Raw genomic sequence first — 19,084 nt, 5'->3', positions numbered from 1 at the left:
CGATTCAGCGGGGCCACCTTCTGGAGCGTGCTTTGCGCATCACCCGCATCACCGACCTCGACACCGACGAACTCGCCGACTATTCGCGCCTCACCGACGTCGTCCTGCGGCGGAAGTCCGAGCCCGAAGGAGGGCTCTACATCGCCGAGTCGTCCAAGGTGATCACGCGGGCGCTGGCCGCGGGCCACGTGCCGCGCTCCGTGCTTCTGACCGAGAAATGGCTGGCCGACATCGAACCGCTCGTGGCCGAGTACGACGGTGACATCTTCGTGGGGGAGGCCGATCTGCTCGAGCAGCTGACCGGGTACCACCTGCACCGGGGCGCCCTCGCCTCGATGCATCGGCCGGAGCTGCCGTCGGTCGCCGGCGTGCTGCGCGACGCCCGCCGGGTCGTCGTGCTGGAGGACATCGTCGATCACACCAACGTCGGAGCGATCTTCCGCGCCGTCGCCGGGCTCGGCGCCGACGCCGTCCTCGTCACGCCTCGCTCGGCCGACCCGCTGTATCGCCGCAGCGTACGCGTGTCGATGGGGACCGTGCTGCAGGTGCCGTGGACCAGGTTGCCCGACTGGCCGGCGGGCGCCGTGATCCTGCGCGAAGCGGGTTTCGAGATCGCCGCCCTCGCTCTCAGCGACGACGCGGTCGACCTCGGCGAGTACGCCGCCGCGGCACCCTCGCGCGTGGCGCTCCTGCTCGGCACCGAGGGAGACGGCCTCTCGCATTCCGCTCTCGATGCGGCCGACACCGTCGTGACGATCCCGATGCTCCACGGTGTCGACAGCCTCAACGTCGCCGCGGCCGCAGCCGTGGCGCTCTGGGCGCTGCGGGTGCCTCCTCGCGCCGAACCCGCACCGCTCGACGGAGCCGGCGCGTGAGCGCGGCGCGTCGCGCGTCGCACCGACCGCACTACGTTCGGCGCCGCATCGGATTCTTCTCGCTGCTCGCGCTGCTCGTGGCCGCGGGGGTCTACTTCCCCGCGACGCTCCTCGCCCCGATCGCTCCGGCGTCGGCGGTCGTCACCTCGTTCAAGGCCCCGGCCGAGACGAAACTCGACCTGACCTTCCCGAGCTACGGCGCCACCGCCGTCGAGGCCGTCGGGTTCGACGACAGCCTGAAGACCTCCGGCGACAGCAAACCGCGCTCGATCGCCTCGATCTCGAAGATCGTCACGGCTCTCGTCGTCCTCGACAAGAAGCCGCTGAACGGCGGCAACGGTCCCAAGATCACCTTCACGGCCGCCGACCACGCGCTCTACGCGACCTATCTCGCGCAGGACGGCGAGGTGGCCCAGATGGACATCGGCCAGACCCTGACCGAGCGCCAGGTGCTCCAGGTCGCTCTGATCAAGTCGGCGAACAACTACGCAGGAGCCCTCGCGAACTGGGCGTTCGGGTCGAACTCCGCCTACGTGACGGCGGTCAAGTCCTGGCTCGGCGCCCACCACCTCGACGACACGACGCTGGTGGAGCCGACGGGGCTCAACCCGAACAACCGCTCGACGGCGACCGACCTCGTCTCGCTCGGCAAGCTCGCCCTCGCCAACAAGGACATCTCGTCGATCGTCGCGACGAAGTCGATCTCGGTCCCCGGGGTGGGCACGGTCGACAACTCCAACAAGCTGCTCGGCATCGACGACGTCGTCGGTATCAAGACCGGCACCCTCGATCAGGCGGGAGCCTGCCTGCTCTTCGCGACGAAGGAGGACATCGACGGCCACGAGGTAACCGTCGTCGGCGTGATGCTCGGCGGAAAAGACCACGACTCGCTCGACGTCGACGTGCAGAAGCTGCTCGCGGGGGTCAAGGCCGGGTTCCAGACGATCGACGCCGTGGCGAAGGGCGACGTCTACGGGACCTATGCGACCAAGTGGGGCGTGACGGCGCACGCACAGGCGACCGAGAGCGTCAGCGAGCTCGTCTACGGCGACGTCACGGTGACGGCGGCGCCGAAGCTGCAGTCGGTCTCGAAGAAGGCCGCGGGGGCGAAGGTCGGGACACTCCGCGTCGCGATCGGATCGAAGAAGATCACCGTGCCGCTGGCCCTCGACCACGCCGTGACGGAGCCGGGAGCCTGGTGGCGGATCACGAATCCGTCGCTCGTGTTCTGACCACCGACCCCTCTTTGTCGCCCTTCTCCCGGTAGATCACCGACACGGCGTCGGGCCGTTTGGCGCTGCGGCCGTCTCCGGACGACTGGTGGCGGACCCTGCGGAGCACCCACGGCACGAGGAACTCGCGCGCCCAGCCCATGTCTTCGCGCCGCGCCTCGCGCCACTGGCGAGGCTCGGCCGCCGGCAGGACGTAGTCGACGAGCTCGTTCTCGACGGCGAGCGAGGCGAGGGCGGCTCGCGCGATCGTGTGGTGCCCGAGGGTGAGAAGTGCAGGCGGTCGGGCGCCCACATGCGACTGTCGGCCAGCTCGCGAAGGGCCCACATGTCGACCACGATCGCGTCGTTCCGCAGCGCGATGGCGTGGACGTTCTCGTTGTAGATGGCGACCTTGCCGCGGATGCGCCCCAGCACCGGCGTGGCCCCGATGTCGGGGCCGGTGAAGATCGCGACCGTCGCGCCGTCCGACGAGAGCGTCTCGACGAGACCTTCGAAACGGGAGGCGACCTCGTCGGGATCGGTGCCGGGGCGGATGATGTCGTTGCCGCCTGCCGACACCGTGATGAGGTCGGGGCGCAGATCGAGCGCGGCCTGGGCCTGTTCGTCGATGATCTGTTGGAGGAGCCGCCCGCGCACCGCGAGGTTCGCGTAGGCGAAGTCATCGGTCGTGGACGCGAGGACCTCGGCCAGCCGATCGGCCCAGCCCCGGTACCCGCCGGACGAGGCAGGATCGGGGTCGCCGATACCCTCGGTGAACGAGTCGCCGACCGCGACATAGCGGGACCACGGGTGGGCTTGAGTCATGCAACCAACGTACCGTGGGGAGGTGACCTCGACACCCGGACCCGTCTTCGATCCTGCTCGCCTCCTCTCGGACGACCTCCTCGAGCGCTTCCGATCGCGCGCGGCCTCCTTCGACGCGGCGAACGCCTTCCCGCAGGAGGACTTCGACGAGCTCGTCGCGCTCGGCTACCTGCGTGCGGCCGTCCCTGTCGATGCGGGCGGGCTCGGGCTCGGCGTGCGCGACGTCGCGGCCCTGCAGAGCCGGCTCGCCACCGCCGCCCCGGCGACGGCGCTGGCGGTCAACATGCACCTCGTCTGGACGGTCACGGCGGCGCTGCTGGCCGCGCGGGGAGACGACTCGCTGCGGCTGGTGCTCGACGATGCGGCGGCCGGCGAAGTGTTCGCCTTCGGGGTCAGCGAGCCGGGCAACGACCTGGTGCTCTTCGACTCGGTGACGTCCGCCGTTCCGGTCGCCGACGGCGGCTACGCGTTCACGGGCACCAAGATCTTCACCTCCCTGTCTCCGGTCTGGACCCGTCTCGGAGTCTTCGGGCGGGACGACACCGATCCCGAGTCGCCCCTCGTCGTGCACGGCTTCGTGCATCGCTCTTCCACGGGCCACTCGTCGCTCGGCGACTGGGACACCATCGGCATGCGGGCGACGCAGAGTCACACCACGCGGCTCGACGGCGTGATCGTGCCGGCGTCGCGCATCGTCCGTCGGCTCCCCGTCGGCCCGAGCGGCGACTCTCTCGTGTTCGGGATCTTCGCCGCCTTCGAGACGCTGATCGCGGCCGTCTACCGCGGCATCGCACGCCGCGCGCTCGACCTGGCCGTCGCCGCATCGCTCGGCAAGACGTCCCGACGGACCGGGCAGCCGATCTCCGACGACCCGGTGGTGCGCTGGCGCGTGGCCGACGCCGCGATCGACCTCGACGGCCTCGAGCCCCAGATCGAGACCCTGGCGCAGGATCTCGACGACCTCGTCGACCACGGAGCGGACTGGTTCCCTCGGCTCGTGGCGTTGAAGCTGCGTGCGACGTCCACGGCGGCACGGGTGGTGGACGGCGCGGTCACGGTCGCCGGCGGGGCGTCGTTCCAGAACTCCTCCGAACTGGGGCGGCTCGCTCGAGACGTGATGGCCGGGCGCTTTCATCCCTCGTCGAGCGACTCCGCGCACGCCACCGTCGCCGCGCGGTGGCTGGGGCCGGTCTCCTCGTAGCTCTGTCGCACCCTGCCCGCCTCCCTCCCTCCTTCCTTCCCTCCCTCCCTCCCTCCCGTCCTGCCTCCCTCCCTCCCTCCCGAAATCGAAGGGGATTTTCGGCGGAACAACCTTCGATCCCACGTACATCGTCGCGGACGGAGGAATCCCCTTCGATTTTCGGCGGGCGGGGCGGGCGGGGCGGGCGGGGCGGGCGGGGCGGGCGGGGCGGGAGGGGCGGGCGGGGGCTCAGTGTCGGTGGGGCGTGCGAACATGTCTCAGAGGGGGCCCATGAGTCTGTACGTACGAGAGCGAGCCAACGCGTGAGCAAGCAGGACGGCAGCGGGCGCCTGGTCACGACGACGCCGACCGCTGACGCGACGGCCAACATCCTGCACGTCGACATGGACGCCTTCTTCGCCTCGGTCGAGCTCCTCGAGCGTCCCGACCTCCGGGGCCTCCCCGTGGTCGTGGGGCACCGGTCGCAGCGGTCGGTCGTCACCGCCGCCACCTACGAGGCCCGGAAATTCGGCGTCAACTCCGCCATGCCCATGGCCGTGGCGCTGCGGCGATGCCCCCAGGCGATCGTCCTCGAGCCTCACTTCGAGCGCTACCAGCACTACTCGTCCCTCGTCATGTCGATGTTCGACGACGTCACCCCGCTCGTCGAGCGCCTCGGCATCGACGAAGCCTTCCTCGATGTCAGCGGGTCGCGCCGCCTGTACGGATCCCCGTTCGAGATTGCGACGGCGCTGCGGCGGCGAGTGCACGCCGAGACCGGGCTCCACTGCAGCGTGGGTGCGGCCTCGACCAAATTCGTCGCGAAGCTGGCGTCCAGCGTCGCGAAACCCGACGGTCTTCTCATCGTCCCCGAGGCGTCGACCCTCGCGTTCCTGCACCCGCGCCCGATCGGCAATCTCTGGGGCGTCGGCGGTCGCACAGAAGAGACCCTGCGCGGTTACGGTCTGAACACCATCGGAGACGTTGCGAACACACCGCTCGACACGCTGCAGCGAGCTGTCGGCGCAGCCGGCGGCGCCAAGATCCACGCGCTCGCCTGGGGCCGCGACCCTCGCGAGGTGACCACTCGGGCCGACGAGAAGAGCGTCGGGCACGAGGTCACCTTCGAGACCGACGTCCGAGACGCCGACCGCATCCGCCGCGAGCTCTTCCGGCTCAGCGACCAGGTCGGGCGCCGCCTGCGGGCCGCCGGCGCCACCGGCCGCACCGTCGTCCTCAAGCTCCGCTTCGGTGATTTCGAGACGATCACCCGCTCCAAGACCCTGGGCGAGCCGACCGACCTCGGGCGCCGCATCTTCGAAGAGGTCCGAGGCGTCTACGAGACGTCCGGGAAGGTCCTCACTCCGATCCGGCTCGTCGGCGTACGGATGGAGCAGCTGACCTTCGCCGGCGAATCCTCCGGTGCCGTCGGGCTGTGGGACGACGACGCCGACTGGCGCGAGGCCGAGACGACGATGGACGCCCTGCGGGCCCGCTTCGGGCCCGGCAGCGTCACGTCCGCGAGTCTCCTCGGCGGGTCGACCAAACGGGTGTCGCGCAACGCGCGACCCGATGCCGACGTGTCGGGTCGTCCGCTCGGTGCCGAGTAAACTCGGGGTCCAGTGAGTATCGCCAACGCTTCCTTCCTCCCGAGCCCGAGAACCCTTCTCCGGCCTCAGAAACCGAACTCGAAATCGGCGCGATCGCGGGCAACTCGGCCGCAGAGCACCTGTCACCCGCCTTCCCCGAGCGGGCTGCCTGGGGCACCGCCGGCAAGCTCCGCGCCTGGCAGGCGGAAGCCCTCGAGAAGTACTTCGCCACCTCCCCTCGCGATTTCCTGGCGGCTGCGACCCCGGGCGCGGGCAAGACCACCTTCGCGCTCCGCCTGGCGACCGAGCTGCTCTCCCGAGGCGAGATCGACCGCGTCGTCGTGGTGGCCCCTACAGAGCACCTCAAGCGCCAGTGGGCCGACGCCGCCGACCGCGTGAACCTGCGGCTCGATCCGATGTTCAAGAACGGCGACGTCACATTCGGTCGGCACTATCACGGTGTCGCGATCACGTACGCCCAGGTCGGTATGAAGCCTGAGGTGCACAAGGCACTCACCGAAGCCGGGCGCACACTGGTCATCCTCGACGAGGTCCACCACGGCGGCGACGCTCTGACGTGGGGCGACGGCATCCGCGAGGCCTTCGGCCGTGCGACGCGTCGGCTCTCTCTGACGGGAACCCCGTTCCGATCCGACACCGCTCCGATCCCGTTCGTCGAATACGCACCCGACGAGCACGGCATCCGCACGTCGCAGTCCGATTACTCCTACGGATACGGTCGCGCTCTCGCCGACGGCGTCGTCCGGCCCGTCCTGTTCATGGCCTACGCCGGCCAGATGCGCTGGCGAACGCGCATGGGCGACGAGATGAGCGCCACGCTCGGCGAGGCCGTCACGAAAGACATCACGGCCCAGGCCTGGCGCACCGCGCTCTCTCCGCAGGGCGACTGGATCGCGGCCGTCCTCTCGGCCGCCGACAAGCGGCTCACCGAGGTTCGTCGCGGCGTTTCCGACGCCGGTGGCCTCGTCATCGCAACCGACCACACGGCTGCCCGCGCCTACGCAGCCATCCTGATGAAGCTCACCGGCGAACGCCCGACCGTCGTGCTCTCCGACGAGAAGGCGGCCAGCGACCGGATCGCCGCGTTCTCGGCGGGCGAGTCCCGCTGGATGGTCGCCGTGCGCATGGTGTCGGAGGGTGTCGACGTCCCGCGTCTCGCTGTGGGCGTCTACGCCACCAGTGCCTCCACGCCCCTGTTCTTCGCGCAGGCCGTCGGCCGTTTCGTCCGAGCGCGTCGGCGCGGCGAGACCGCATCGATCTTCTTGCCGAGCGTTCCCGGCCTCATGGCCCTCGCCGGCCAGCTCGAACTCGAGCGCGACCACGCCCTCGACCGTCCGACCAACGCCGACGACGGCCTCTTCACCCCGGAAGAAGACGCGATGGTCGCCGAGGCCAACCGCGAGGAGAAGGCCTCCAGCCTCCTCGAACAGCAGCCCTTCGAGGCTCTCGACGCCCAGGCCTCCTTCGACCGCGTGCTCTACGACGGCGGCGAGTTCGGCACCGGCGGTGAGATCGGTAGCCTCGAAGAACTCGATTTCATCGGCATTCCGGGGCTCCTCGAACCCGACCAGGTGCGCGACCTGCTTCGCCAGCGCCAGGCCACCCAGGCGGGCCGCGCCAAACGCGCGCCCAAGACCGGACTCCCGACACAGGCCGAGACACCGCGCCCGCTCTATCAGACCATCAAGGAGCAGCGGCAGGAGCTGAGCCGCCTGGTCTCCATCTGGTCGCGTCACTCCAACGAGCCGCACGGCCTCATCCACGCCGACCTCCGTCGCATCAGCGGCGGCCCCTCCGTCGCGCAGGCCAGCACCGAGCAGATCCAGAAGCGAATCGACGTCCTTCGCGGTCGCATCGGCAACCGCAAGTAAGCACGTCGGGTCGCAGGCCGTCCTCCGCCCCAAGAGCCCGCCGTAGGACGCCGCAAGACGCCGCCGCGAGACGCCGCCGCAAGACGCCGGCACCGGGAGCGCCCGCCGGGGTCTTACAGTGGCAGGATGCTCGACGAGACCGGACCTCTGACCTGGCTGGTGCGCGCCAGCGACGACTCACCTCCCGAGGCGCTCGTCGAGGCCTTCGCGCGCGGCTTCAAGCTGACCAGCTGGTCGCTGATCGAGTCGGAACGGCGGAACCTCGGGGTGTACACCTCAGCCCACCACGCGGAGACCGCCTGGTGGCGCCACCGCGACACCACCCCCGACGCCTGATCGTCGGGCACTCCGCACCGCGCGCATCCTCCACCTGACCACGAGCTCACACGGCACCCCCGCCCTTCACCCCGCGGGCGCCTCCGCCCGCTCGAAGGCCGAGACCCCCGAGTCGTGGCACAGGTAGACGGCGCGGACGCTGAACGGCCGCCCATCGGCGACGCCCAGAAGATGGGTGAGCCAGTGGAGGTCGTCGGAGGTCGGGTCGGCTGGGCCCGGGCGCTCGAGGACGAAGACGTAGCTCGCGACGCCGAATTCGCGGTCGAGGGCGCCGAGGAGCTCGGAGAGCCCCTCGCCGTCGGCCTCGCCGTGCCGCAGGGGAGATCGCCGATGGGGATCATGGCGGGCATCTGGATGTCGTCGGCGTCGAACAGGAGCAGCCAGAGCTGCCGGACGATGGCGCGGGGGAGCAGGCCCACGATGCGGCGGTCGAGGTCGGCGCGGGCCGTCAGCCGGGTGTGCGGGTCGTAGGCGGGGACGGAGTCGTCGGCGAGCCCGAGGCTCGCAGGAGACAGCAGAGAGCTCTGGACGCAGGACGCCGAGGCGTCGGGGGTCGGCTGGGCGGATTCACGATCGGTTACAAGAGTCATGCGACGATCGTGCGGCAGGACGCCGGGGCGCGCCGATGCTCTCCACAGTCCGCGTGATCCTGCGCTCTTATTCGCCGCCTGTGGAGGAGAGGCGGGCCGCGTCGCTGTCGTACGCGTCGAGCGCAGCCACGGCACGCCGCAGAACGGTACTCGAGGTCGACATCGTGTAGGGGAAGTAGACGACCTCGACCCCGACCTCGGCGAACTCGCGCTCGAGTCGGAGGCCCTTCTCGGTGCCGCGCCAGTCGTCGCCCTTGAAGAAGACGTCGAACCGGAGTTCGCGCCACACGTCCATCTTGTCGGGCACGGTCTCCGCGTACGCGCGGTCGACGAAGTCGATGTGGGACACGATCTCGAGACGCTCCGCGAGCGGCACCATCGGAGAGATCTTCTTGTTGAGTTCGAGCATCTCATCGGCCACGACTCCCGCGATGAGGTAGTCGCACTGCGACTTCGCGTGGCGAAGCAGGTTCAGGTGACCGATGTGGAAGAGGTCGTAGGCGCCGGCTGCGTAGCCGACACGGCGTTCGGTGGTCATTGCTGATCCTTTCGAGGTGCGGCCGAAGGGGTGCTGACGGAGCCGGCGAGGTCGGCGATCGAGAAACCCGACCGTGCCGACGACGGTGTCGCAGAGGAAACGGGGGAGGCGACCACAGCTGCGGTGGGGGCTTGCCGGAAGTCGGACGGCACCCAGGTGCGGCGCAGGAGCACGCGATGGCGCGGAGCCACGCTCGTCATCACGACGCCGAGCGGCTCCACCCCGATGCTGAGGAGCTCTCCGTACAGCGACAGGAGCGATTCCACCGTGGTGCGGTTGGAGCGCACGACCAGAAGAACGGCGTCGGCGGCGGGCGCCAGACCGCGAAGCGGTACCGGGAACGAGTTGCTGGCCGCCTGCGCGACGGACACGTCGTATCGATCGCCCAGCACCCCGAGGAGGTTCTCCACCTCGGACAGTCGCGTGCGAGGTCGCGACGAGGCAACCCGGTCGGGCACGGAGATCCGCTGGTAGCCGGCTCCGTCGGGCCGCGACAGGCCGTCGTCGCCCGCGAGACCGTCGGAGAAGGTCGCGCCGCCCGGGAAGTCGACGGTGGACGGCCGCACGAGCATCCGCGACTCGAAGTCCGTCTGCACGAGGGCCGGCACGAAACCGCTCTCCACGAGGGCGCGCGCGAGGCCGCCGTCGACGCCGGTCGATTCCGCGGCGCTGTCGGTTCGCGCCACGACCAGACGGGTGGGGAGCACGCCACCGGCGAGCGACCGCGTGTTCATCACCGCTTCGCGCAGAGACGTCCGCATCCGCCTGGAGGTGACCCGATCCTCCAGATCGTCGGCATCGACCGCCGAGGACGGCAACTGCGCGACGACGGGGAGCCCCGTGACACGGCGGACGTCGTCGGCCGTCGTGACGCGGGGCTGCAGGTGGACCAGCGCGAGACCGGCCAGGAATCCGACGACGACTCCGCTGAGAACGGCGACGAGCAGGATCAGCAGGGACACCGACGGCGTGGACGCCCCGTCCGAGAGTCCTCCTCCGGCCTGCGAGGTCGCGACGCCGACGACCAGGCCGAGAAGACCGCCCCCGACCACCACGGCCCACCGGCTGCGCAACTGCGTGACGAGGTCGAAGAAGCCGGTGCGGTCGCGACCGGGAGCCGTCACGGAGCCACCTCGGACGAGACCTGGGCGACCGCGTCCGGGAGCTCGCCGAGTCCCTTGAGCTCGCGGAACCACTTCGGTAGCGCGAGGAGGAGGTAGAGCGTGTTGGCCGCGAAGAACGCGATGTAGATGACGGTGAAGCCGACCGGCCAGGCGAGCAGGATGAACGCGAGGCACATCAGCCCGTAGTCGGTGGGGACGACCGCCAGCGAGTACAGGGCGCTGGTCCGGCGGCTGCCTCGGGTGGGGATCCCGGTGCGGACGTGCTGGGCGCGGCGGAGCTGGTCGGTGAGCACGATGGCGAAGAACGCGATCGCCGCCACGACCTCGTAGGCCAACGGGATGCCGAGCACGGCGTGCCGCCCGTCGGGCTCCCGCAGCCAGTTGTAGTAGACGGAGAGGTGCAGGACGCCGATCTTGGTGGCGTCGATCACGTGGTCGAGCCATTCGCCGGCGGAGCTTCCGCCGCCGCGAAGGCGTGCCAACTGGCCGTCGGCCGAGTCGAGGGCGTAGCCGATCACGAGCAGCAGCACCACCGCGACGGCCGACCAGATCGACGTCGGCACGAACGCGATGACCGCGATCCCCGCGAACGTGAACAGGGCGCTGACGGCCGTCACCTGGTTCGGCGTCATGCCGAGCTGGTAGGCCGCTGCGGCGAAGTAACGACCGAGCCGGCGGTTGATGAAGCGCGAGTACGCCGGGGCGCCGCTCGAACCTTTCTGCGCGGTCGACAGCCGCGCCAGCGACTGCGCGTAGGTCTCGCCACCTGAGGAGCCGTTCACGAGGCCACCGCCAATCCTGCTGTGCCGCGCCGGGTGCGCTGGAGTTCCTGGTCGACGACGGCGCCGATCCGGCGGCGCATCCTCTCCGGGGTGAATTCGTCCTGGTAGACCTTCTCGGCCCGCCTGCCGGCCGCGGCCAGGGTGGGTACGTCGAGCGACCGGAACAGCGACGCGAGCGCGTCGACGTCACGGCAGTCGAACAGCCAGCCCGTCTCGCCGTCGGCGATGACCTCTTCCGGGCCGCCGGAACGGCTCGCGATGACCGGGCGGCCTTCGCTGAAGGCCTCGACGGTGACGAGGCCGAAGCCCTCCAGGGTGTCCGTCGGCAGGACGACGGCGTCCGCCGCCTGCAGATACGGAGTGGAGTCCTCGACTTCACCGACGACGAAGACCGTCTCGGGTTTCGAGACGTGCCGTGCGACGAGAGCCGGCACGTCGACACCGAGGCCCGCGGCGGGCGCGGCGCCGAGGATCACGAGCTCGCCGGGGCATCCTGCCCTGTCCCACGCCTCGAGCAGCGTTCCGTGGCCCTTGTGGGGGTTCCAGCGGCTCGCCACGACGTAGTGGGGCCGACCGTGCTCGGGCGCGGCCTCGGGAAGATCACGCGAGCGGTGGGGAACACCGTTGTGAACCACCACCGCCCGCGGGTCCTCGGCGAGACCCGACGCGCCGAGGACCGAGCGCGAGACCGCCACGAGGGCAGTGCACGCGCGTGCCAGGGGACGAAGACCTACCCGGTCCTTCCTTCCCCATGGTTCTTGGAGGTGCCCGACCACCCGTCGGATCCCGGCCATTCTGGCGAGGGGAGCGACGGGCAGGCAGGCGCTGGTGGCCAGATAGACGAGGTCGAAGTGCTTGCCGCGCAGGCGCGCCAAAGTCTTCGCGGCGTCACGACCGAGGCGGAGGAAACCGCCAGGGGTGAGCTTCAACCGACGCAGGATCGGCAGCGGGTGCCGCTCGACCCGAGCCCCGAGATCGCGCAGCAGCGGGCCGAGCTGCCCGGGTGCCACGTCGCTCGGCAGCCACACGGTGACGTCGAGCCCGTCGGAGGCGACGAGTTCGGCCACCACCTCGAGCACGATGCGGTCCGATCCGTACATCTCGTCGGAGGAATGGATGACGAGCACCCGACCCCGTCGCCCTCCGCGACGGAGCCCGGGTGCGAACGAGTCCTGATGGAATGCTGTCTCCGGCATCAGTAGGCCCCCTCCGGCCGCAGAATCACTTTGACCGTCCGCCACATGAGGACGAAGTCGACGGTCATCGACCAGTTCTCGACGTAGTAGAGGTCGAGCCGGACGCTCTCCTCCCAGCTGAGATCGCTGCGCCCGTTCACCTGCCACATGCCGGTCAGCCCCGGCTTGATGTACAGGCGGCGGTGGACGTGGTCGGCGTAGCCGTCGACCTCGCGGGGAGCGGCGGGCGCGGCCCGACGATGCTCATCGTCCCGCCGAAGATGTTGAACAGCTGGGGGATCTCGTCGAGCGAGTACTTCCGCAGCACACGACCGATGCGGGTGACGCGGGGATCCTGCTTCATCTTGAAAAGGAGGCCGGCCCCCTCGGAGTGCGCCTCGAGCTCGGCGAGTCGCGCTTCGGCGTCGACGACCATCGTGCGGAACTTCAGCATCGTGAAGCGCTGGCCGTCGCGGCCCACACGCTCCTGACGGAACAGCACGGGGCCGTCGCCCTCCGAGCGGATGATCAGGGCGATGACCGCCATCAGGGGCAGCAGCAGCAGGATCCCGAGACCCGACAGGGCGACGTCGGTGGCGCGCTTCATGACGTGCTTGGGCCCGTCGAACTGCGGCAGCTCGACGTGCATGAGCGGCAGGCCCTCCACGGGACGGAAGTGGATGCGGGGTCCGGCGATGTTCGCCAGTCGGGAGGCGATCACGAGTTCGGTGGCCCGGCCCTCGAGGCTCCAACCCAGGTCGCGGACGTAGTCGGTGCCGTGCCGGGGGTCACCGGCGACGATGACGCTCTCGACGTTCATCTTCCAGACGGCGCGGGAGACGTCGTCGAGACCGGCCACGATGGGGACCAGGCGAGCGCCGATCGAGATGCCGGACGGGTCGTCGTCGTCCACCACGGCACCGACGACGTCGTAGAGGGCGCCGGGCTTCTCGTCGATGCGGTCGATGACGTAGCGGACGTCGGCGCGAGAGCCGACGACGATGGCGCGCGACAGGAAGTTGCCCAGGCGGCGCTGACGGAGCAGCCAGCGCCGGAGCGCGTAGCGGGAGCCGATGAGGCCCAGGGCACCGCCGGGGAGCGCGACGAAGAAGTAGGCGCGCATGCTCTCGTGCCCGGTGATCGAGATGATCAGCGCGATGAGCGTGAACGTGAGGATGGTGGCGTTGAGGACGCGCTTGTACTCGGCGGCACCGGTACCCACGACGGACAGGTCTCTCGTGCGCTGGAATGCCAGGCAGAGGGCCCAGAGGAGCCCGATGCCGATCGGGTAGCCGAGGGTCTCGAGGAGCGGCTGCGGGTGAGCCCCCGCGATGCCGGCGGCGGTCTTGTCGAGACCGTCGCGGACGGCCTCCACGAAGGCTGCCACGACCACGGAGACGGCGATGATGGCCGCGTCGGAGGCGAGGAGGCGACGACGGTAGCGAATGGCCCAGCCGGCGCCCGTTTCGGCACCGCCCACCCGTTCGCCGAGGTCCGTCCATCCCGCGGCCGTCGGGCGCGCTGACTGCGGCCAGGCGACGCGCCGGTTCTCACCGACGTCGCGACTCAGGCCGGTCATGATTCCACGACCGATTCGGGGCGGCCGTGGGTACGCAAAGGCGTACGGGAAAGGAGCAGGGTAAGCATGGATCTCGGGTTCGGGTAGGCGGTGCTTCTGCACCGAGTCGTGATTCGGGTACGACTCGATGCCGGGGTTTCGAGCGTCGTCCGGAATTTCGGGTTTCGGGCGGACGCTCGGGTGACGACTGCGTTTTCTGATCCTGTGAGGGGCCGTCGGGTACGGCTGGTCTCGGGCTCGGAGGCGGAGTCGACGTTCGGGAAGGTTTCGGGTGTGACCTGTGATTCGGGTGGTGCTGCGACCGTTGATTCGGGTGTGATCGCTACCGCACTGTCTAGTGCGTATGCAGTGAAGCTATGCCATTCGACACGTCTCGGTCATGACCCCATTTCGGGGGACTCGACACCCCCGGCCGGTGGCGGCGCAGCGGGTGAGTGAGTGCCGGAACGGGTGAGTGACCGAGCCGCGCCGACCGGGTGGGCGACGTCCGTCGCCGAGGGGCTTCCGAAGCACCCGTCGGATTGACGGAACGCAACCGCGTGACGCCCGGCCCCGTGCGGATCGCCCCCGAACGGGGGCAGGATCACGGGTCGTCGCGGCGAACCCGAGGCAGGCCTTCGCGGCGAGAGCGGCTCGCCGGCGTCCCCCCGAATGACCGCACGCGTTGTACCCCGATCGGTTCGAACGGGTGAGGCGGGTGATCTCGGGCGAATGTCGCGTCGACCCGCCGTTCACCCGTCGGCAACCCGCCGGAAAGACAGCGAAAGGCCCCCGTCACCGCAGCGACGGGGGCCTGTCGACGCGTCGTGCGACTACTTCTTGACGCCTCCGGCGAGGGCCACGAACGAGGCGCGCGGGTCGCTCATGTTCTCGAGGGTGGTCTCGTCGCGGCCGGACACGAAGTTGGTGACCCATCCGGTCAGGATGCGCCACTTGCGCGTGTAGGTCGGCATCGCGAGCAGGTGGTAGCCGCGGTGTGCCAGCCAGGCGAGCAGGTTCTTCAGGTGGATCCCCTGGATCAGGGCGGCGCCCTTGCCGATGCCGTAGCTGGCGACGGTGCCGACCGACTCGTGGCGGTACTCCGCCAGGGGCTCGCCCGCCATGGAGGCCAGGATGTTGTCGGCGACCGTCACGGCCTGGCGCACGGCGTTCTGGGCGTTCGGCGGGTAGTAGGCAGGCTGCTTGGCCGCGGTGAGGTCGGGGACCTGGGCGTTGTCGCCGAGGGCCCACACGCCGTCGACGCGCTTGCCGGCGTCGGTCACGACCTCGAGCTTGGCGTTGGCGTTCACGTGACCCTTCGGCCCGCGCGGGAGGTCGGTCGCGTCGAGCGCGGGGTTCGGCTTGACGCCGGCGGTCCAGACGATGGTGCCGGCCGGGATGGTCTCGCCGTCGCTGAGGACGCAGTCGCCGTTCTCACAGGACGGCATCGTCGTCTTCAGACGGATGTCGATTCCGCGTGCGCGCAGGGCGCCGAGGGTCCATTTGGACAGCTCCGGGCCGACCTCGGGCGCGACACGGTCGAGCGCCTCGACGAGGACGAAACGGAGCTCGTGACGGGACAGGACCGGATACTGGTCGACGGCCGCATTGGCGGCGTCGTTCAGTTCGCCGAGGGCCTCGACGCCGGTGTAGCCGCCACCGACGAACAGGATCGTGAGGAGCTTGGCCCGCTCGGCCGGATCGCTGGTCGACGCGGCCTTCTCGATGTTGCCGAGGACCCGGTTGCGCACGTACGTGGCTTCTTCGACGCTCTTGAATCCGACCGCGTTCTCGGCGAGGCCGGGGTGGGGAAGGTGCGGGTGACGGCACCGAGCGCTACGACGAGGTGGTCGTAGGCGACCTCCGAGGTCTTGCCGTCGACATGGGCGACGCTGACCTTCTTCGCGTTCGTGTCGATGCCCGTCATCGCTCCCTGGATGAACTTCGACCGGCGCAGCGTCTTGCGGAGCGGGACGGTGACGTCTTTCGGGTCGATGTGACCTCCGACCACCTCCGGGAGGAAGGGCTGATAGGTCATGTATGGGCTCGGGTCGATCACCGTGATGCTCGCGCTCTGCGGCGGGCGTTTCTTCTGCAGAGCGAGCGCGGTGTGGAGACCCGCCGAACCACCACCCAGAATAACGATTCGTGTTGTCATGACTGAGACGCTACTCCGGACTCGGGCCTCTTTGCTCCACGCGCGCCGAACGGCCCGGACGGATGTAAGACAGGTGTTGTCCAGATCGCCGGGCCGATGGCCGGGGCGGGTCAGGCGGGCCGATCGCTCTCGGTGTAGCCGCCCTCGAAACCGGCCTTGTCGACCTCGGTCTCGCCCGGCTTGACGCCCTCCTCGGGGATGTCGCTGTCGGTGAATGCCCCGTCGTAGTCGACGCCCTGCTCGTTGGTGTTCGTGTAGCTGCCCGACTCCGTGTGCTCACCGCCGTTGAGCGGAGTGTCCGCTGCGGCGTCGGTCTGCTTCTGGCCGGTCTGGGCAGCCTGCGCCTGGTTGTGTTCGGTCTGACTGTCGTCCGACGCTTTCTCGTCGCTCACGATCGGCTCCCGTTCGTCGTCCGGCGGGCACCGTCGCCCACCGTGGTGGCTCCACTATGCACCCGGTCGACCGGTTCGGGTACCCGCTCCTCAGAAGCCCTCCGGCGTGCGCGACACGTACGGCGACTCGAGGGTGTCGAGCTCTTCGGGCGTCAGGGTGATGTCGACGCTGGCGACGGCGTCGTCGAGGTGGTGCGGCTTGGTCGCGCCGACGATGGGCGAGGACACGGCCTCCTGCTGGCGCACCCAGGCCAGGGCGATCTGGGCGCGCGAGACGCCGCGGGCCTCGGCCACGGTCTTGACGGCCTCGGTGATCCGACGGTCACCGTCCTCCTGCTGCTTGTAGAGCGTCTTGCCGAACGCGTCGCTCTCGCTGCGCGTCGTCTTCTCGTCCCAGTCCCGAGTCAGCTTGCCTCGGGCGAGGGGGCTCCAGGGCAGGACGCCGACGCCCTGGTCGAGGCAGAACGGCAGCATCTCGCGCTCCTCCTCCCGCTGGATGAGGCTGTACTGGTCCTGCATCGACACGAAGCGGGTCCAGCCGCCGAGGTCGGCGGTGTACTGCATCTTCGCGAACTGCCACGCCCACATCGACGAGGCCCCGATGTACCGGACCTTGCCCGATTTCACGACGTCGTGCAGCGCCTCCATCGTCTCCTCGACCGGGGTGAGCAGGTCGAAGCGGTGGATCTGGTAGAGGTCGATGTAGTCGGTGCCGAGGCGACGCAGACTGTTGTCGACCTCGGTCATCACCGCGAGGCGCGACAGCCCGGCCCCGTTGGGCCCCGGCCGCATCCGGCCGTTCAACTTCGTCGCGATGACGACCTCGTCGCGCTTCGCGAAGTCGCCGAGCGCCCGCCCGGTGATCTCCTCGCTCGAGCCCATGCTGTACACGTTCGCCGTGTCGAAGGTCGTGATGCCCTGCTCGAGCGCCTTCTTGATGAACGGGCGCGCCTCCTCCTCCGGGAGGCTCCACTGGTGACCGCCGCGAGACGCGTCGCCGTAGCTCATCATGCCGAGGGTGATCGCCGAGATCTCGAGGCCGCTGTTTCCGAGTCGCACATAGTCCATGCTTCTGACACTACGACCCCTCGCTCCCGCTGTCCCCGTGCCCTGAACAGCCCTGCGCCACGGCGCGCCCTCGCGGCGAGCGCAGCGAGCTCGCGCCACCCCGCACTCCCGGGCCTGGCGGGCCCACCCACCGCCGCCGCCCTCGGCCGCATGCCGCCGGAGGTGGCCCAACGACGCGAAGAAAAGGGGATGCCCCGCCTCTCGAAGGGAGACGGGGCATGAACAACCCATTTTCTGTGTCCGAAGGGGACTTGAACCCCCACGCCCGTTAGGGCACTAGCACCTCAAGCTAGCGCGTCTGCCATTTCCGCCACCCGGACAGGTGTTTGTGTTGCTCTTGTTGCAGCGTTTCCGCCTCGATGACATTAGCACGACTGCGGCCACGGTTTTTACAGCGGCTTCCACCTGGCCGCCTGGCGTCACGGGCCGTGCGGGCGCAGCGGGTGGGTCTTCGCGCCCGGTAGCGTGGTGGCATGACGGAACTCGACGAGGGCACCCTGGACGAGACCGCGCTGATCGCGCGCGACCTCATCCGCTTCGACACGACCAATTACGGCAACGGCAAGTCCAATGGCGAGACGGATGCGGCCGAGTACGTGGCGGCGAAGCTCGAAGGGCTGGGACTCGTCCCGCAGATGTTCGAGTCGGAGCCCGGTCGGCACAGCGTGCTCGCCCGGGTCGAGGGGCATGATCGTTCGAAGCCGGGGCTCGTCGTGCACGGTCATCTCGACGTGGTTCCCGCGGATCCTGCGAACTGGTCGGTCGATCCGTTCGGCGGAGTCGTCAGAGACGGCATGCTGTGGGGGCGCGGCGCGGTCGACATGAAGAACATGGACGCCATGATGCTGACGTCGATCGGCGATCTGCTTCGCGCCGGCGAGCGTCCGGCGCGCGATCTCGTCGTGGGGTTCTTGGCCGACGAGGAGGCCGGAGGCGTTCTCGGGTCGCACTTCCTGGTCAAGAATCACCCGGAGGTCTTCGACGGCATGGGCGAGGCCATCAGCGAGGTCGGTGGGTATTCGACGTTCATCGAGGGCAAGCGCGCCTATCTCTTGCAGACCGGTGAGAAGGCGTTGATCTGGATCAAGCTGATCGCGCGGGGTACCGCCGGTCACGGTTCGCAGATGATCAAGAACAATGCGGTCACGCGTCTGGCGGAGGCCGTCGCGATCCTGGGTCGCCAGGAGTGGCCGGTCGAATTGACCGGCACGACCCGGGGGCTGTTGCGCGAGGTCGCTCGCATCCTCGACGTCGATCCCGAGCGCACGAGCCCCGACGACCTGGTCCTCAAGACGGGTACCGCGTCGGGATTCATCCGGGGCAGTCTGCGTGTGACGACGAACCCGACCGTCCTCGACGCCGGTTACAAGCACAACGTCGTGCCCGACACGGCGGAGGCCCTGATCGACATCCGGTGCATGCCCGGTCAGGAGGACAATGTCCTGGCCCAGGTGCAGAGTCTGATCGGCGACGACATCGAGATCGTGACGATGCACACCGATATCGGTCTCGAGACGGAGTTCGGCGGCCCGTTGGTCGACTCGATCGTGTCCACTCTCGACCGTCACGATCCAGGGGCGCCGGTCCTGCCGTATCTGCTCAGCGGCGGCACCGACAACAAGGCGCTGAGTCTGCTCGGCATCAAGGGCTACGGATTCGCTCCGTTGCGCCTGCCCGAAGAGATGGATTTCCCGGCGATGTTCCACGGCGTCGACGAGCGGGTTCCTCTCGAGGCACTAACATTTGGCAGTCGCGTGCTTCGCGACCTCCTGAGCACGTACTGAGAGGCGA

Annotated in this window: 14 protein-coding genes, 1 tRNA gene and 3 pseudogenes; 8 read left to right on the top strand and 10 right to left on the bottom strand. The window is 69.3% G+C overall.

The genetic code is table 11. The features are described 5' to 3' along the window. The first annotated feature begins 32 nt into the window (after positions 1 to 32). Positions 33 to 875: a TrmH family RNA methyltransferase gene (locus QUE79_RS13490; RefSeq protein WP_286343557.1), complete on the top strand. Its 843-nt coding sequence runs from the start codon at positions 33 to 35 to the stop codon at positions 873 to 875. Further along, on the top strand, positions 872 to 2,107 hold the full coding sequence (locus tag QUE79_RS13485; RefSeq protein ID WP_286343556.1) for a D-alanyl-D-alanine carboxypeptidase family protein: 1,236 nt from the start codon (positions 872 to 874) through the stop codon (positions 2,105 to 2,107). Before QUE79_RS13490 ends, QUE79_RS13485 begins: the two co-directional genes overlap by 4 nt. Here the strand turns inward: QUE79_RS13485 and QUE79_RS13480 are convergent. Further along, a pseudogene (locus QUE79_RS13480) lies at positions 2,082 to 2,911 on the bottom strand (SGNH/GDSL hydrolase family protein). The gene QUE79_RS13485 and the pseudogene QUE79_RS13480 sit on opposite strands and share 26 nt — an antisense overlap. 22 nt (positions 2,912 to 2,933) lie before the next feature. Between QUE79_RS13480 and QUE79_RS13475 the strand changes: the two are divergent. From QUE79_RS13475 to QUE79_RS13455, 5 genes are all read left to right on the top strand, one after another. After that, entirely contained in the window at positions 2,934 to 4,112 is a 1,179-nt protein-coding gene (locus QUE79_RS13475; RefSeq protein WP_286343555.1) for an acyl-CoA dehydrogenase family protein, read from the top strand. A 302-nt stretch (positions 4,113 to 4,414) separates the two neighbouring features. Further along, positions 4,415 to 5,701 carry a DNA polymerase IV gene (gene dinB, locus QUE79_RS13470; RefSeq protein WP_286343554.1) on the top strand — a complete coding sequence of 429 codons (1,287 nt, stop codon included), beginning with the start codon at positions 4,415 to 4,417 and terminating at the stop codon, positions 5,699 to 5,701. Positions 5,702 to 5,793: 92 nt separating this feature from the next. After that, entirely contained in the window at positions 5,794 to 7,572 is a 1,779-nt protein-coding gene (locus tag QUE79_RS13465) for a DEAD/DEAH box helicase (protein ID WP_286346722.1), read from the top strand. A 126-nt stretch (positions 7,573 to 7,698) separates the two neighbouring features. Then, complete coding sequence (locus tag QUE79_RS13460) at positions 7,699 to 7,908, top strand: hypothetical protein (RefSeq protein ID WP_286343553.1); 210 nt, start codon at positions 7,699 to 7,701, stop codon at positions 7,906 to 7,908. Between the two features lie 114 nt (positions 7,909 to 8,022). Then, on the top strand, positions 8,023 to 8,379 hold the full coding sequence (locus tag QUE79_RS13455) for a hypothetical protein (protein WP_286343552.1): 357 nt from the start codon (positions 8,023 to 8,025) through the stop codon (positions 8,377 to 8,379). A 186-nt stretch (positions 8,380 to 8,565) separates the two neighbouring features. Here QUE79_RS13455 and QUE79_RS13450 read toward each other — a convergent pair whose 3' ends face one another. The 9 genes and pseudogenes from QUE79_RS13450 to QUE79_RS13405 all read right to left on the bottom strand — a co-directional run bounded on the left by QUE79_RS13450 (position 8,566) and on the right by QUE79_RS13405 (position 17,614). After that, positions 8,566 to 9,036 carry an FAD synthase family protein gene (locus tag QUE79_RS13450; RefSeq protein ID WP_286343551.1) on the bottom strand — a complete coding sequence of 157 codons (471 nt, stop codon included), beginning with the start codon at positions 9,034 to 9,036 and terminating at the stop codon, positions 8,566 to 8,568. Further along, on the bottom strand, positions 9,033 to 10,160 hold the full coding sequence (locus QUE79_RS13445; RefSeq protein WP_286343550.1) for a P-loop NTPase family protein: 1,128 nt from the start codon (positions 10,158 to 10,160) through the stop codon (positions 9,033 to 9,035). Before QUE79_RS13445 ends, QUE79_RS13450 begins: the two co-directional genes overlap by 4 nt. Beyond that, complete coding sequence (locus tag QUE79_RS13440; protein ID WP_286343549.1) at positions 10,157 to 10,942, bottom strand: CDP-alcohol phosphatidyltransferase family protein; 786 nt, start codon at positions 10,940 to 10,942, stop codon at positions 10,157 to 10,159. The genes QUE79_RS13445 and QUE79_RS13440 overlap by 4 nt, the downstream gene beginning before the upstream one ends. Next, positions 10,939 to 12,138 carry a glycosyltransferase family 4 protein gene (locus QUE79_RS13435; RefSeq protein ID WP_286343548.1) on the bottom strand — a complete coding sequence of 400 codons (1,200 nt, stop codon included), beginning with the start codon at positions 12,136 to 12,138 and terminating at the stop codon, positions 10,939 to 10,941. Before QUE79_RS13435 ends, QUE79_RS13440 begins: the two co-directional genes overlap by 4 nt. Then, positions 12,138 to 13,696 (bottom strand): annotated as a pseudogene (locus tag QUE79_RS13430) (sugar transferase). Before QUE79_RS13430 ends, QUE79_RS13435 begins: the two are co-directional and overlap by 1 nt. 812 nt (positions 13,697 to 14,508) lie before the next feature. After that, positions 14,509 to 15,833, bottom strand: a pseudogene (locus tag QUE79_RS13425) (NAD(P)/FAD-dependent oxidoreductase). 110 nt (positions 15,834 to 15,943) lie between these two features. Next, a complete protein-coding gene (locus QUE79_RS13415) occupies positions 15,944 to 16,225 on the bottom strand; it encodes a hypothetical protein (protein WP_286343547.1) in 282 nt (93 codons plus the stop codon). 90 nt (positions 16,226 to 16,315) lie between these two features. Next, positions 16,316 to 17,293, bottom strand: coding sequence for an aldo/keto reductase (locus QUE79_RS13410; RefSeq protein ID WP_286343546.1), 978 nt, complete (start codon positions 17,291 to 17,293; stop codon positions 16,316 to 16,318). Between the two features lie 236 nt (positions 17,294 to 17,529). Continuing rightward, positions 17,530 to 17,614, bottom strand: a tRNA-Leu gene (locus tag QUE79_RS13405). Positions 17,615 to 17,766: 152 nt separating this feature from the next. On the opposite strand from QUE79_RS13405, the gene QUE79_RS13400 reads away from it, so the two are divergent. Beyond that, entirely contained in the window at positions 17,767 to 19,077 is a 1,311-nt protein-coding gene (locus QUE79_RS13400) for a M20/M25/M40 family metallo-hydrolase (protein WP_286343545.1), read from the top strand. The last annotated feature ends 7 nt before the right edge of the window (positions 19,078 to 19,084 follow it).

The organism is Frondihabitans sucicola, from assembly GCF_030296615.1.
Lineage (GTDB): Bacteria > Actinomycetota > Actinomycetes > Actinomycetales > Microbacteriaceae > Frondihabitans > Frondihabitans sucicola.
Note: the sequence above shows the minus strand (reverse complement) of the source record. Positions and strands in the feature narration are given on the sequence as shown.